Source organism: Pseudomonas sp. 05T35 (assembly GCF_056396605.1).
Genome location: NZ_JBFTLU010000061.1, coordinates 1 through 14,038 on the forward strand (window position 1 = coordinate 1; position 14,038 = coordinate 14,038).

Annotated in this window: 14 protein-coding genes; 13 read left to right on the top strand and 1 reads right to left on the bottom strand. The window is 59.9% G+C overall.

From position 1 onward, the window contains the following. The 7 genes from ccoO (AC1DH9_RS06945) to ccoP (AC1DH9_RS06975) form a co-directional block, all read left to right on the top strand. The coding region (ccoO, locus tag AC1DH9_RS06945) for a cytochrome-c oxidase, cbb3-type subunit II (protein ID WP_477807966.1) at positions 1-469 on the top strand (469 nt) is incomplete at its 5' end. Positions 470-478: 9 nt separating this feature from the next. Then, positions 479-685, top strand: coding sequence for a cbb3-type cytochrome oxidase subunit 3 (locus AC1DH9_RS06950; protein WP_427545984.1), 207 nt, complete (start codon positions 479-481; stop codon positions 683-685). Next, positions 682-1,635: a cytochrome-c oxidase, cbb3-type subunit III gene (ccoP, locus tag AC1DH9_RS06955; RefSeq protein WP_477807967.1), complete on the top strand. Its 954-nt coding sequence runs from the start codon at positions 682-684 to the stop codon at positions 1,633-1,635. Before AC1DH9_RS06950 ends, ccoP (AC1DH9_RS06955) begins: the two co-directional genes overlap by 4 nt. Before the next feature lie 483 nt (positions 1,636-2,118). Next, a complete protein-coding gene (gene ccoN, locus AC1DH9_RS06960) occupies positions 2,119-3,561 on the top strand; it encodes a cytochrome-c oxidase, cbb3-type subunit I (protein WP_477807968.1) in 1,443 nt (480 codons plus the stop codon). Then, positions 3,561-4,169 (top strand): cytochrome-c oxidase, cbb3-type subunit II, encoded by a 609-nt coding sequence (ccoO, locus tag AC1DH9_RS06965; RefSeq protein ID WP_054593209.1) that lies wholly within the window; start codon positions 3,561-3,563, stop codon positions 4,167-4,169. Before ccoN ends, ccoO (AC1DH9_RS06965) begins: the two co-directional genes overlap by 1 nt. A gap of 5 nt (positions 4,170-4,174) precedes the next feature. Continuing rightward, positions 4,175-4,360 carry a CcoQ/FixQ family Cbb3-type cytochrome c oxidase assembly chaperone gene (locus tag AC1DH9_RS06970; RefSeq protein WP_003175465.1) on the top strand — a complete coding sequence of 62 codons (186 nt, stop codon included), beginning with the start codon at positions 4,175-4,177 and terminating at the stop codon, positions 4,358-4,360. After that, complete coding sequence (ccoP, locus tag AC1DH9_RS06975) at positions 4,357-5,334, top strand: cytochrome-c oxidase, cbb3-type subunit III (RefSeq protein ID WP_427545980.1); 978 nt, start codon at positions 4,357-4,359, stop codon at positions 5,332-5,334. Before AC1DH9_RS06970 ends, ccoP (AC1DH9_RS06975) begins: the two co-directional genes overlap by 4 nt. 78 nt (positions 5,335-5,412) lie before the next feature. Here the strand turns inward: ccoP (AC1DH9_RS06975) and AC1DH9_RS06980 are convergent, their stop codons facing one another. After that, on the bottom strand, positions 5,413-6,423 hold the full coding sequence (locus tag AC1DH9_RS06980) for a metallophosphoesterase family protein (protein WP_442114661.1): 1,011 nt from the start codon (positions 6,421-6,423) through the stop codon (positions 5,413-5,415). A 472-nt stretch (positions 6,424-6,895) separates the two neighbouring features. On the opposite strand from AC1DH9_RS06980, the gene ccoG reads away from it, so the two are divergent. The 6 genes from ccoG (at position 6,896) to hemN (ending at position 14,025) form a co-directional block, all read left to right on the top strand. Then, positions 6,896-8,311: a cytochrome c oxidase accessory protein CcoG gene (gene ccoG / locus AC1DH9_RS06985; protein ID WP_427545976.1), complete on the top strand. Its 1,416-nt coding sequence runs from the start codon at positions 6,896-6,898 to the stop codon at positions 8,309-8,311. Between the two features lie 11 nt (positions 8,312-8,322). Then, positions 8,323-8,856 (top strand): FixH family protein, encoded by a 534-nt coding sequence (locus tag AC1DH9_RS06990; protein ID WP_427545974.1) that lies wholly within the window; start codon positions 8,323-8,325, stop codon positions 8,854-8,856. Between the two features lie 148 nt (positions 8,857-9,004). Further along, the gene (locus AC1DH9_RS06995; RefSeq protein WP_477807969.1) at positions 9,005-11,455 is read left to right on the top strand and encodes a heavy metal translocating P-type ATPase; all 2,451 of its coding nucleotides are present in this window, start codon (positions 9,005-9,007) and stop codon (positions 11,453-11,455) included. Positions 11,456-11,477: 22 nt separating this feature from the next. Next, positions 11,478-11,708 (top strand): cbb3-type cytochrome oxidase assembly protein CcoS, encoded by a 231-nt coding sequence (gene ccoS, locus AC1DH9_RS07000; RefSeq protein ID WP_427545970.1) that lies wholly within the window; start codon positions 11,478-11,480, stop codon positions 11,706-11,708. Next, entirely contained in the window at positions 11,701-12,384 is a 684-nt protein-coding gene (locus AC1DH9_RS07005; RefSeq protein ID WP_019689546.1) for a sulfite exporter TauE/SafE family protein, read from the top strand. Before ccoS ends, AC1DH9_RS07005 begins: the two co-directional genes overlap by 8 nt. Positions 12,385-12,642: 258 nt before the next feature. Next, positions 12,643-14,025, top strand: coding sequence for an oxygen-independent coproporphyrinogen III oxidase (hemN, locus tag AC1DH9_RS07010; RefSeq protein ID WP_427545968.1), 1,383 nt, complete (start codon positions 12,643-12,645; stop codon positions 14,023-14,025). The last annotated feature ends 13 nt before the right edge of the window (positions 14,026-14,038 follow it).

Consider the following 14,038-nt stretch of genomic DNA (forward strand, 5'->3'; position numbering starts at 1 on the left):
TTACACCGCATTGCAACTCGAAGGTCGCGACATCTACATCCGCGAAGGTTGCGTCGGTTGCCATTCACAGATGATTCGTCCGTTCCGCGCCGAGACCGAGCGCTACGGCCACTATTCGGTGGCCGGTGAAAGCGTCTGGGATCACCCGTTCCTGTGGGGTTCCAAGCGCACCGGCCCGGACCTGGCCCGGGTCGGCGGTCGCTACTCGGAAGACTGGCACCGCGCGCACTTGTACAACCCGCGCAACGTCGTGCCGGAGTCGAAGATGCCCGCCTACCCATGGCTGGTGGCCAACGCACTGGACAGCAGCCACACCAAAACCAAGTTGCAGGTCATGCGCACCCTCGGCGTTCCGTACACCGACGAAGACATTGCAAGCAGTGTCGAAACGCTCAAGGGCAAGACCGAAATGGACGCACTGGTCGCCTACCTGCAAGTGCTCGGCACTGCGATCAAGAGCAAGAGGTGAGCCATGGCCATGTTCTTTGAAATAAGTAGCGGAATGATCCGCGGCCTGGGCACCGTCGTCGTCTTCGTAGCGTTTGTCGGACTGACGCTGTGGGTGTTCAACGGCAAACGCAGCCCGGATTTCGCCGAAGCGCGCCTGCTGCCTTTTGCCGATGAACCGCAACCCGACGACACCACCAGCCAAGAAACAGCAATGACAAGGAGTACCCGGCCATGACCACCTTCTGGAGTACGTGGATCTGCGTACTGACCATTGGCAGCCTGATCGGCCTGACCTGGCTGCTGATCGGCACCCGCAAGGGCGAAACCAAGGGCAGCGTCGACCAGACCATGGGCCACAGCTTCGACGGCATCGAGGAGTACGACAATCCGCTGCCGCAGTGGTGGTTCATGCTGTTCGCCGGGACCCTGGTATTTGCCGTCGGCTACCTGATCCTTTATCCGGGCCTGGGCAACTGGAAAGGCGTACTGCCCGGCTACCAGGATGGCTGGACCCAGACCAAGGAGTGGGACCGGGAAATGGCCAAGGCCGACGCAAAGTTCGGGCCGATCTTCGCCAAATTCGCGGCCATGCCCGTGGAAGAGGTCGCCAAGGATCCGCAAGCGCTAAAAATGGGCGGACGCCTGTTCGCTTCCAACTGTGCGGTCTGCCACGGCTCGGATGCCAAGGGCGCGTTTGGTTTCCCCAACCTCACCGACAACATCTGGCGTTGGGGCGGCAGTGCCGAAACCATCAAGACCACGATCATGGGCGGACGCATGGCGGCCATGCCGGCCTGGGGTGAAGTGCTGGGCGAAACCGGGGTGAAAAACGTCGCGGCGTATGTGCGTCACGAGCTCGCCGGCCTGCCGCTGCCAACCGACAGCGGCGCTGACCTGCAAGCCGGACAGCAAACGTTCAGCACCACTTGCGTAGCCTGTCACGGTGCAAAGGGCCAGGGTACGGAACTGATGGGTGCGCCAAACCTGACGCAACCGGCAGGTTTCATCTACGGCACCAGCCTGACGCAACTGCAACAGACCATTCGCCATGGTCGCCAGGGTCAGATGCCGGCGCAGCACGAACTGCTCGGCAACGACAAGGTGCAACTGCTGGCCGCGTATGTGTACARCTTGTCTCACAGCCCGAACGCCGAGCGTTTGCAGGCTGAAAGCAAAACCGAATAAATCTTCACTGCCCAACTGCTGCATTCACCCGAATGCGGCAGTTCCCTGCCCCTTTGCGACGCATTGTCGCACCCCTCAATGGGTCTGCCTTTCGGTTCGGTGGTTTCGCGTCTACGCTTGCTCCGAAGCGGACTGGCAACAGCCGGTCAAAGGTCAACCGTACACGATGCGTTCGACGAATCTGTTCGATGACAGGCCGCAAAGGCTGGTAGATACCGGCTGCCGCGCAAATTGCCGTCTGTCACCTGCCCGCCTCGTTTGAACACACCCAGTTACACCTGACCCGACCCCCTCGCCTTTTTGGTCCGCCGAGACATTTTGTCCATGGGCAATTTTGTCCCTACGCGGAGCATGGAAAGGCCGCAGAATCAGCTTTTGAAAGCATTGACGCGGGTCATGGCGCGTTGCAATGACCCCCCGCTTTCTCCATACTTGCGACCGATTTTTATCCCTAATAAAACACCTAAACCGTGGAACCTTAGAATGAGCACAGCAATCAGTCCGACTGCTTATAACTATAAGGTAGTCCGCCAGTTCGCCATCATGACGGTGGTCTGGGGGATCCTTGGCATGGGGCTCGGTGTCTTCATCGCCTCACAATTGGTCTGGCCGGAGTTGAATTTCGGCCTGCCATGGACGACGTTTGGACGCCTACGCCCGCTGCACACCAACCTGGTGATTTTCGCCTTCGGTGGTTGTGCACTGTTTGCCACTTCCTATTACGTCGTGCAGCGAACCTGCCAAACGCGACTGATTTCCGACAGCCTCGCCGCCTTCCACTTCTGGGGTTGGCAAGCGGTGATCGTCGGCGCGATCGTTACCTTGCCGCTGGGTTACACCACCACCAAGGAATACGCGGAACTGGAATGGCCCCTGGCTATCCTGCTGGCTATCGTCTGGGTCACCTACGGCCTGGTGTTCTTCGGCACCATCGTCAAGCGCAAGACCAAGCACATCTACGTCGGTAACTGGTTCTACGGTGCCTTCATCGTCGTGACGGCGATGCTGCACATCGTCAACCACGCGTCCCTGCCGGTCAGCTTCTTCAAGTCCTACTCGGCGTACGCCGGTGCGACTGACGCCATGATCCAGTGGTGGTACGGCCACAACGCGGTAGGTTTCTTCCTGACCACCGGGTTCCTGGGGATGATGTACTACTTCGTGCCGAAACAGGCCGAGCGTCCGATCTACTCGTATCGCCTGTCGATCGTGCACTTCTGGGCACTGATCACCCTGTACATCTGGGCTGGCCCGCACCACCTGCACTACACCGCACTGCCGGACTGGGCCCAGTCGCTGGGCATGGCGATGTCGATCATCCTGCTGGCACCAAGCTGGGGCGGCATGATCAACGGCATGATGACCCTGTCGGGCGCCTGGCATAAGCTGCGCACCGACCCGATCCTGCGTTTCCTGGTCGTGTCCCTGGCGTTCTACGGCATGTCGACCTTCGAAGGTCCGATGATGGCCATCAAAACCGTCAACTCGCTGTCTCACTACACCGACTGGACCATCGGCCACGTACACGCCGGTGCCTTGGGCTGGGTRGCRATGATYTCGATCGGCGCGCTGTACCACATGATCCCGAAAATCTTCGGYCGYRCGCAGATGCACAGCMTCGGCCTGATCAACRCGCACTTCTGGCTCGCGACCATCGGYACCGTGCTCTACATCGCTTCGATGTGGGTCAACGGCATCACCCAGGGTCTGATGTGGCGTGCAATCAACGATGACGGCACCCTCACCTACTCCTTCGTCGAAGCCCTGCAAGCCAGCCACCCTGGTTTCATCGTTCGCGCCCTTGGCGGTGCGTTCTTTGCCAGCGGCATGCTGTTCATGGCGTACAACGTGTTCCGCACCGTACGCGCCTCGAATCCGGAAGATGCTGAAGCCGCCGCTCAGATCGCTGTCGTTGGAGCTCACTGATGAAGCATGAAGCAGTCGAGAAGAATATTGGCCTGCTGGCCTTCTTCATGGTCATCGCCGTCAGCATCGGCGGCCTGACCCAGATCGTCCCGTTGTTTTTTCAGGACGTGACCAACAAGCCGGTTGAAGGCATGAAGCCACGCCCGGCGCTGGAACTTGAAGGCCGTGACATTTTCATCGCCAACGGTTGTGTCGGCTGCCACTCGCAGATGATCCGTCCGTTCCGTGCTGAAACCGAACGTTATGGCCACTACTCGGTAGCCGGTGAAAGCGTTTGGGACCACCCGTTCCTGTGGGGCTCCAAGCGTACCGGTCCGGACCTGGCCCGCGTAGGCGGTCGTTACTCCGATGACTGGCAGCGTGCGCACTTGTACAACCCGCGCAACGTGGTGCCTGAGTCGAAAATGCCGGCTTACCCGTTCCTCGTGGAAAACAAGCTCGACGGCAAGGACACCGCGAAGAAAATGGAAGTCTTGCGCACCCTCGGCGTTCCTTACACCGACGAAGACATCGCCGGTGCAAAAGATGCCGTGAAGGGCAAAACCGAAATGGACGCGCTGGTGGCCTATCTGCAAGGCCTGGGCACCATCATCAAAAGCAAACGGTGATCTGGATGGATATCGGGATGATTCGTGGCCTGGGCACCGTTGTCGTGATGGTTGCCTTTATCGGTCTGGCGCTGTGGGTGTTCAGCCCCAAGCGCAAGTCGGAGTTTGAAGACGCGACCTTGCTGCCTTTCGCGGATGATCCCGAAGCCATCAAGCACGTCGAGCAAGCTTCTAGGAGTAACAAAGAATGACTACGTTCTGGAGTCTGTACGTCACAGTCCTCAGTCTGGGTACCATCTTCGCCCTGACCTGGCTGCTGCTGTCGACCCGCAAGGGCCAGCGCGCCGAACAGACGGATGAGACGGTTGGCCACGCCTTCGACGGGATCGAGGAGTATGACAACCCACTGCCGAAATGGTGGTTCATGCTGTTTGTCGGCACCATCATCTTCGCCCTCGGTTACCTCGTGCTGTACCCGGGCCTGGGCAACTGGAAAGGCCTGCTGCCGGGCTACGGCTACCTCGACAACGAGAAGCAGACCGCGTTCGCCAACGGCCAGTCCGGCTGGACCGGCGTTCACGAGTGGGAGAAGGAAATGGCCAAATCGGACGCCAAGTTCGGTCCGATCTTCGCCAAATTCGCAGCCATGCCAATTGAAGAAGTTGCCAAGGACCCACAAGCCCTGAAGATGGGTGGCCGCCTGTTCGCCTCCAACTGCTCGGTTTGCCACGGTTCCGACGCCAAAGGCGCTTACGGCTTCCCGAACCTGACCGACGAAGACTGGCGTTGGGGTGGCGAGCCACAAACCATCAAGACCACCATCATGGGCGGCCGTCACGCGATGATGCCGGCCTGGGGTGAAGTGATCGGCGAGCAAGGCGTCAGCGATGTTGCCGCGTTCGTGCTGACCAACCTCGATGGCCGCAAGCTGCCGGAAGGCGCCAAGGCCGACCCGGTTGCCGGCCAGAAGATTTTCGCCGCCAACTGCGTGGCTTGCCACGGTCCGGAAGGTAAAGGCACCCCAGCCATGGGCGCACCTAACCTGACCCACCCGGCCGCGTTCATCTACGGTTCGAGCTTCGCTCAACTGCAGCAGACCATCCGTTACGGCCGTCAGGGCCAGATGCCTGCGCAAGAACAGCTGCAAGGCAACGACAAGGTTCACCTGCTGGCCGCTTACGTCTATAGCCTGTCTCACGGTGAGAAGGCTGCGAACGCCGAGTAAGGCAAACGCGTGATCGCAACAAAAAACGGCCCCGCCAGTGATCTGGCGGGGCCGTTTTCATTTCCGTCATTCATTTGCCTACTTCAAGACCGGGATGACCTTATCGAGCTTTCGGCTTGGCCAGTTACTGTTGCGGACAACGCTGACCGCCAGCGACTGCCGATCAGCGGTAAAACTGGCAATCAGATACGTTTGCTGGGAGGCAGAGCCGCTTAGAAATACCGGGACATCACCAAAGTACTTTGGCTTGCCCCAATCAAAATAAGCCCCTGCCCAGCCGTGATCATGCCCACCAAAGACTGCCGTCACCCGGTATGTCTCGAGCATTTGTTGAAATCGTGCAATTTGCTCGTCACTGCCCTTCCAATCGAAAACCTTGTGCATATTGAGAATAATGATCTTGCCCTGCTCCCGAGCGCTCTTTAGATCGCCCTCCAGCCAGTCAAGCGCAGGCGTAATTTCAAACGCTGTCGGAGCCAGTGGATTGCCGGAGGTAAAACTGATGCTATAAGTCGGCTCATTATTCAATTGAACCACATGCACATCACCGGCACTTTTCGAGTAAGCGAGACTGCCATAATAGATACTCCCGAAGCCTGAACTTCTTGCCGCCAGATCCATGGATTCGACTTTTCCCCAGTAGCGCTCCTTGAGGTCGTTGACACTGCCCGCCGCACAGAGATTCAAGAAGCAGTCGCCCACGTTATTGGCATAGTCATGATTACCCAGCCCGTAATCATATAGCCCTTCCAGTTTATTCTCGAAAACCGACTTCATGTATGAACGCTCGCCAGCATGACCAAAGGCTGTGATATCACCGTTAATCATCACCGGTATGCGGGATGCCCCGCCATTCAGCTTCCTGAAACTTGCAATATCGGAATACTGCAACTCTATCAGCTCTTTTGAGCGCGCCTCTTTGTTGAGGTCTGGAAGATTATCATCCGAGAGATCAGTCCAGGGGTATTGCGAATCCGATACAAACACCATATGGCGCGGCGTCTCTGCCGACGAGGCGCCATAGACCACAGGAATAACCAACGCCAGTGCAAGACACACCAGCCACACACACTCTTTATATAAAATCATAGAAATCCATTTCCATCGATAGTTAACAGCCACTCCATAGCGGCAACTGCAAAATATATCGCCCGCTGATAATTAACAAACGACCAATCTCTGCAGATCAACAGCAGATATTTCCAACTTCTTCTGATACTCGCGCACTTCAAAACACTCACTAAAAAATATTCTATATAGTCCAGCGCAAATGAATGTCAGGCAGTGGAAGGCGGGAGATGAGGGAGTCGGACCCGGTACGCCCCTTGGGGCGCGCGGGAGTAACCCTGGCCGGACGGACAGCTATACTCAACAAGTCAATTGATCTGCATCACGATTTGTTACATTTGCTACACCATCTACGAATTTTCACCAACGCGACCAAAGGTCGCACCCTTGAACTAGAGCGACAGGCGTATCATTGCGCCACTGCAACAACCCTTTTTGACCGCGGTCGGCACGTACTGACCGAGGCATTTTTCCACTGCCGTGGGATGCAATGATGAGCAACCAGATTCCGGTACACGACGTCACCCCGCCTGCCAAAAACGCGAATAACAGCGTCGACCTCTACGCCTCTCGGGAAAAAATCTACACCCGCGCCTTCACCGGCCTGTTCCGCAATTTGCGGATGGCTGGCGGTGCCGCGTTGTTCCTGCTGTATTTCGGCACGGTCTGGCTCAATTGGGGCGGTCACCAGGCAGTCTGGTGGAACCTGCCGGAGCGCAAATTCTTCATCTTTGGTGCGACCTTCTGGCCGCAGGATTTCATCCTGCTGTCCGGCCTGTTGATCATCAGCGCCTTCGGCCTGTTCTTCATTACCGTGTATGCCGGACGCATCTGGTGCGGCTATACCTGCCCGCAAAGTGTCTGGACCTGGATTTTCATGTGGTGCGAGAAGGTCACCGAAGGTGACCGCAACCAACGCATCAAGCTCGACAAGGCGCCGATGAGCACCAACAAGTTCTTGCGCAAGCTCAGCAAACATACGATGTGGCTGTTGATCGGTTTCGTCACCGGCATGACCTTTGTCGGCTACTTCTCACCGATTCGTGAACTGACGATCGACTTCTTCACCGGCCAGGCTGATGGCTGGTCGTATTTCTGGGTCGGCTTCTTCACCCTCGCCACTTACGGCAACGCCGGCTGGTTGCGCGAACAGGTGTGCATCTACATGTGCCCTTACGCGCGCTTCCAGAGCGTGATGTTCGACAAGGACACGCTGATCGTTTCCTACGACCCGCGCCGCGGCGAAGCCCGTGGCCCGCGCAAAAAAGGCATCGACTACAAGGCTCAGGGCCTGGGCGACTGCATCGACTGCACCATGTGCGTTCAGGTGTGCCCGACCGGCATCGACATTCGTGACGGCTTGCAGATCGAATGCATTGGCTGTGCCGCCTGCATCGATGCCTGCGACAGCATCATGGACAAAATGGACTACCCGCGCGGCCTGATCAGCTACACCACCGAGCACAACCTGTCCGGGCAAAAAACCCATAAACTGCGTCCGCGCCTGATCGGTTACGCGCTGGTGTTGCTGGCCATGATCAGCTTGCTGATCACCGCGTTCTTCATGCGCTCGCTGGTCGGCTTCGATGTCAGCAAGGACCGCGTGCTGTACCGCGAGAACGCCGAAGGCCGGATCGAGAACGTCTATAGCCTCAAAGTCATGAACAAGGATCAGCGCGACCACACCTACGTGCTGGAAGCCTCCGGACTGCCGGATCTCAAGTTGCAAGGCAAGCGCGAGATCAAGGTGGCTGCTGGCGAAATCTTCAGCATGCCGGTCGAGCTGTCGAGTGCACCGGAACAACTGCCGTCGAGCACCAATGAGGTGAAATTCACCCTCAAGGATGCCGACGACAACAGCGTCCACGTTGAAGCCAAGAGCCGATTCATCGGCCCACAAATCCGTTGAGAGAAGTCATCATGCCCGTAGCAACTGCCACCAGCCCTTGGTACAAGCATCTCTGGCCATGGATCATCATCGGGATTCTGACCTGTTCGGTGACCCTGACCTTGTCCATGGTGACCATTGCTGTCAAAAACCCGGATAACCTGGTCAACGACAATTACTACGAGGCAGGCAAAGGCATCAACCGTTCGCTGGACCGCGAGTTGCTGGCCCAGACCCTGCTGTTGCGCGCCAACGTGCATCTGGATGAGGTGACCGGTGAAGTCGACGTGCGCCTGACCGGCAACAGCACGCCCGCGACCCTCGAACTGAACCTGATCTCGCCGACCCAGCCGGATAAAGATCGCAAGATCACCCTGACCCGCAGCGCGACCGAACCCGGTCGTTATATTGGCCAGTTGACCGACAAGATCGAAGGCCGGCGCTTCGTCGAGCTGCTGGGCAGCCAGGACGAGCATGTGTGGCGCCTGTTCGAAGAAGAACAGATCGGCCACGACAAGCATTTGCTGCTCGGTGACGAACCGCTGCAAGGCGCCGAAGATCAGTAGCAGTAAAGAGCCTGCGCTTCGCGCATCGCGAGCAGGCTCGCTCCCACAGTGACCTCTGGCGTACACAACTCTTGTGCATGACATTGATCAAATGTGGGAGCGAGCCTGCTCGCGATGAGGCCCTCCCGGACGATATAGACCTTATCGCATGACCACTCCACTCCCCTGCTACCACTGCGCCCTGCCCGTCCCCTCCGGCAGCCGGTTTACCGCCGTCATCCTCGGCGAAACCCGCGAGCTCTGCTGTCCGGGTTGCCAGGCTGTGGCCGAGGCGATTGTCGCAGGCGGGCTGGAGCACTATTACAGCCATCGCAGCGAGGCTTCGGCCAACCCTGAAGCCTTGCCGGTGCAACTGGTGGACGAACTGGCGCTGTATGACCGCGCCGACGTGCAACAACCGTTTGTCCGCCACGACGGCGAACTCGCCGAAACCACCTTGCTGATGGAAGGTATCAGCTGCGCAGCCTGCGGCTGGCTGATCGAGAAACACCTGCGCAGTCTGCCGGCCGTGGCCGAGGCACGACTGAACCTGTCCAACCATCGCCTGCACGTGCGCTGGGCCGACAGCCAGTTGCCGTTGAGCCAACTGCTCAGCGAACTGCGCCACATCGGTTATGCCGCCCACCCCTACCAGGCCGACCGCGCCAGCGAACAACTGGCCAGCGAAAACCGCCTGGCCCTGCGCCAACTGGGCGTCGCCGGTTTGTTGTGGTTCCAGGCAATGATGGCGACCATGGCCACCTGGCCGGAATTCAACATCGACCTCAGCCCCGAGCTGCACACCATCCTGCGCTGGGTCGCTCTGTTCCTGACTACACCGATTGTGTTCTACAGCTGCGCGCCGTTTTTCAAAGGTGCGATGCGCGATCTGCGCACCCGCCACCTGACCATGGACGTTTCCGTTTCGCTGGCCATCGGCGGCGCCTACCTCGCCGGGATCTGGACCTCGATCACCGGAGTCGGCGAGCTGTATTTCGATGCCGTCGGGATGTTCGCGCTGTTTCTATTGGCGGGCCGCTATCTGGAGCGCCGCGCCCGTGAACGCACCGCCGCCGCCACCGCGCAATTGGTGAACCTGCTGCCCGCGTCGTGCCTGCGTCTGAGCGCGGACGGCCAAAGCGAACGCATCCTGCTCAGTGAGTTGCGTCTCGGTGACCATGTTTTGGTGCACCCCGGAGCCATCCTCCCGGCCGACGGCAAAATCCTCGATGGCCAGTCGAGCATCGATGAGTCACTGCTGACCGGCGAGTACCTGCCGCAACCCCGGACACTCGGCGATGCGGTGACGGCCGGCACCCYGAATGTCGAGGGCGCCCTGACCGTCGAAGTGCTCGCGCTGGGTCAGGACACTCGCCTCTCGGCCATCGTCCGCCTGCTGGATCGCGCCCAGGCCGAAAAACCACGCCTGGCAGAAATTGCCGACCGCGCTGCGCAGTGGTTCCTGCTGTTGTCGCTGATGGCTGCCGCAGCCATCGGTTTGCTCTGGTGGGAGCTGGACGCGTCCCGCGCGTTCTGGATCGTGCTGGCGATGCTGGTCGCGACCTGCCCTTGCGCGCTGTCGCTGGCCACGCCGACCGCACTCACCGCCGCCACCGGCACCTTGCACAAACTCGGCTTGCTGCTGACCCGCGGCCACGTGCTGGAAGGCCTGAATCAAATCGACACGGTGATTTTCGACAAGACCGGCACGCTCACCGAAGGTCGCCTGGCCTTGCGTTCGATTCGAGCACTGGGCGCACTCGACAGCGATCAGTGCCTGGGCCTCGCCGCCGCCCTCGAAAACCGTTCTGAACACCCGATTGCCCGAGCCTTTGGCCGAGCGCCGCTGGCCGCCGAAGAAGTCCTCAGCACCCCGGGATTGGGCCTTGAGGGTCTGGTTGGCGAACAGCGCCTGCGCATCGGTCAACCGGCGTTTGTCTGCGAACTCAGCGGCTGCGCTGTGCCGGCAATCCCGGATGAAGCCGGCCAATGGCTGTTGCTCGGCGACAGCCATGGCGCACTGGCCTGGTTCGTGCTCGACGACCGTCTGCGCAGCGACGCACCGGCGCTGCTCGCGGCATGTAAAGCACGCGGCTGGCGCACGTTGCTGCTGTCCGGCGACAGCTCGCCGATGGTTGCCAGTGTCGCCGCCGATTTGGGTATCGACGAGTTCCGGGGCGGCTTGCGCCCGGATGACAAGCTGCAGGTGCTCAAGCAGTTGCACCAGCAGGGCCGCAAGGTGTTGATGCTCGGCGACGGGGTCAACGACGTGCCGGTGTTGGCCGCCGCCGACATCAGCGTGGCCATGGGTTCGGCCACCGACCTGGCGAAAACCAGCGCCGACGCGGTGCTGCTSTCCAATCGTCTCGACGCCTTGGTGCAAGCCTTCAGCCTGGCCCGGCGTACACGTCGGGTAATCATCGAGAACCTGCTGTGGGCCGGGCTGTACAATGGCTTCATGTTGCCGTTCGCCGCCCTCGGCTGGATCACTCCGGTATGGGCCGCGGTCGGCATGTCGATCAGTTCGCTGACCGTGGTGCTCAATGCACTTCGCCTGACTCGCATGCCGAGCCAGCCAAGCGCCAGCGCCACGCCAGTCACCCGCCCGCTACCGGTTTGATCCGGTCAGGCATGGAGTCCAGATGCCAGCTCTTTATGTGATGATCCCGGCAGCGCTGCTGATCGTCGCCATCGCCATTTACATTTTCTTCTGGGCGGTCGACAGCGGTCAGTACGACGACCTCGACGGTCCGGCCCACAGCATCCTGTTCGACGACCAGGACCCGAGCCATCAGGCAGCAGCCGACGAAGCCCGCGGTCACCCACCGACCGATCCGGCCAAGCCGAACGACAAGGCCCCGCCTCATGCTTGAGTTGGCGCCACTGCTGGTTTCTGCGGTGATCCTTGGCCTGCTCGGCGGCGGGCATTGTCTGGGCATGTGTGGCGGGTTGATGGGCGCGTTGACCCTGGCGATTCCCAAGGAACAACGCAGCCGGCGCTTTCGCCTGTTGCTGGCGTATAACCTCGGGCGGATTCTCAGCTACGCCACTGCCGGCCTGCTGATCGGCCTGGCGGGATGGGCGGTGGCCAACAGCCCGGCGGCGATGTTCATGCGGATCCTCGCCGGCTTGCTACTGATCGCCATGGGCCTGTACCTGGCCGGCTGGTGGAGCGGCCTGACCCGCATCGAAAGCCTGGGGCGTGGCCTGTGGCGCTACATACAGCCAGTTGCCAACCGCTTGCTTCCGGTATCGAGCCTGCCGCGCGCGTTGCTGCTCGGCGCACTCTGGGGCTGGCTGCCGTGCGGTTTGGTCTACAGCACGCTGTTGTGGTCTGCCAGCCAGGGCAATGCCATCGACAGCGCCTTGTTGATGCTCGCATTTGGCCTTGGCACCTGGCCGGTTTTGTTGGCCACTGGCCTTGCGGCCGAACGGGTCACGGCGTTACTGCGCAAACGCAGCGTGCGCATGACCGGCGGCTTGCTGGTGATCCTGTTTGGCCTCTGGACCTTGCCGGGACCGCACCAGCATTGGCTCATGGGGCATTAGATCAGCGGTGCACCGCATACCTGTAGCAGCTGCCGCAGGYGGCGTTCGGCGGCGAAGCTGTCGTAAAACCATCCACCTCGTTGTCTCAGTGAAACCGCATGCATCGCATTTGCGAGGACTACGTCCTCGAACGCCGCCTGCGGCAGCTGCTACAAAGGGCCGCACCACTTCCGGATACCCTTGATGCAAATCAAGATGCCCCAATGCCGCCCCCCCTAGACTCGCCACCACTGCCAGCCTATCCGGGGGAATGCCCGCATGTTCGACGCCATTCGTTGGGACACAGATCTGATCCGCCGTTACGACCTGGCGGGACCACGCTACACCTCGTACCCGACCGCGGTGCAATTCAACAGCCAGGTCGGCACTTTCGATCTGTTTCATGCCCTGCGCGAAAGCCGCAAGGCCCTGCGCCCACTGTCGCTGTATGTGCACGTGCCGTTCTGCGCAAACATCTGCTACTACTGCGCCTGCAACAAAGTCATCACCAAGGACCGCGGCCGCGCCCTGCCCTACCTGCAGCGCCTGGAACAGGAAATCCAGCTGATCGCCTGTCACCTGGACCCGAACCAGAAAGTCGAGCAACTGCATTTCGGTGGCGGCACTCCGACCTTTCTCAGCCATGACGAGCTGCGCCAGTTGATGGCGCAACTGCGCAAGCATTTCAACCTGCTGGACGATGACTCCGGTGATTACGGCATCGAGATCGACCCACGCGAAGCCGACTGGTCAACCATGGGACTGCTGCGCGAACTGGGTTTCAACCGGGTCAGCATCGGCCTGCAAGACCTTGACCCGGCCGTACAGCGTGCGGTCAATCGCCTGCAAAGCCTGGAGGAAACACGGGCGGTGATCGAGGCGGCGCGTACCTTGCAGTTTCGCTCTATCAATATCGACCTGATCTACGGCCTGCCCAAGCAAACCGCCGAGAGCTTCGCCCGCACGGTGGACGAAGTCATCAACCTGCAACCGGATCGGCTCTCGGTGTTCAACTACGCGCACCTGCCCGAACGTTTCATGCCACAGCGGCGAATCAACAGCAGCGACCTGCCGGCCCCCGCCGAAAAGCTGAACATGCTTCAGCGCACCATCGAGCAACTGACCGCCGCCGGTTATCGCTACATCGGCATGGACCATTTCGCCCTGCCGGATGATGAGCTGGCCATCGCTCAGGAAGAGTCGACGCTGCAACGCAACTTCCAGGGCTACACCACCCACGGTCATTGCGACCTGATCGGTCTTGGCGTGTCGGCCATCAGCCAGATCGGTGATTTGTACTGCCAGAACAGCAGTGATCTGAATCAGTACCAAAACACCCTGGCCAGCGCGCAACCGGGCACCAGTCGTGGATTGCTGTGCAACCAGGACGACCGTCTGCGGCGGGCAGTGATTCAGCAGCTGATCTGTACGTTCAGCGTGACATTCGCCGAGATCGAGCAGGCTTTCAACATCGATTTTCGCGGCTACTTCAGCGAGCTCTGGCCGCAGTTGCAGGCCATGGCCGAGGATGGCCTGATCGAACTCGACAGCGAAAAAATCGTGGTCCTGCCGGCCGGAAGGTTACTGGTCCGTTCGGTGTGCATGGTCTTCGATGCCTACCTGGAACAACAGAATCGCCAACGTTTCTCTCGGGTAATTTAAGACACCACAGGCT

Coding starts and splice junctions, on each gene's coding strand:
- ccoP (WP_427545980.1), top strand. CDS start 4,357: ATGACTACGTTCTGGAGTCTGTACGTCACAGTCCTCAGTCTGGGTACC.
- ccoS (WP_427545970.1), top strand. CDS start 11,478: ATGCCAGCTCTTTATGTGATGATCCCGGCAGCGCTGCTGATCGTCGCC.
- AC1DH9_RS07005 (WP_019689546.1), top strand. CDS start 11,701: ATGCTTGAGTTGGCGCCACTGCTGGTTTCTGCGGTGATCCTTGGCCTG.
- AC1DH9_RS06950 (WP_427545984.1), top strand. CDS start 479: ATGTTCTTTGAAATAAGTAGCGGAATGATCCGCGGCCTGGGCACCGTC.
- AC1DH9_RS06970 (WP_003175465.1), top strand. CDS start 4,175: ATGGATATCGGGATGATTCGTGGCCTGGGCACCGTTGTCGTGATGGTT.
- ccoG (WP_427545976.1), top strand. CDS start 6,896: ATGAGCAACCAGATTCCGGTACACGACGTCACCCCGCCTGCCAAAAAC.
- ccoO (WP_054593209.1), top strand. CDS start 3,561: ATGAAGCATGAAGCAGTCGAGAAGAATATTGGCCTGCTGGCCTTCTTC.
- hemN (WP_427545968.1), top strand. CDS start 12,643: ATGTTCGACGCCATTCGTTGGGACACAGATCTGATCCGCCGTTACGAC.
- AC1DH9_RS06980 (WP_442114661.1), bottom strand. CDS start 6,423: ATGATTTTATATAAAGAGTGTGTGTGGCTGGTGTGTCTTGCACTGGCG.
- AC1DH9_RS06990 (WP_427545974.1), top strand. CDS start 8,323: ATGCCCGTAGCAACTGCCACCAGCCCTTGGTACAAGCATCTCTGGCCA.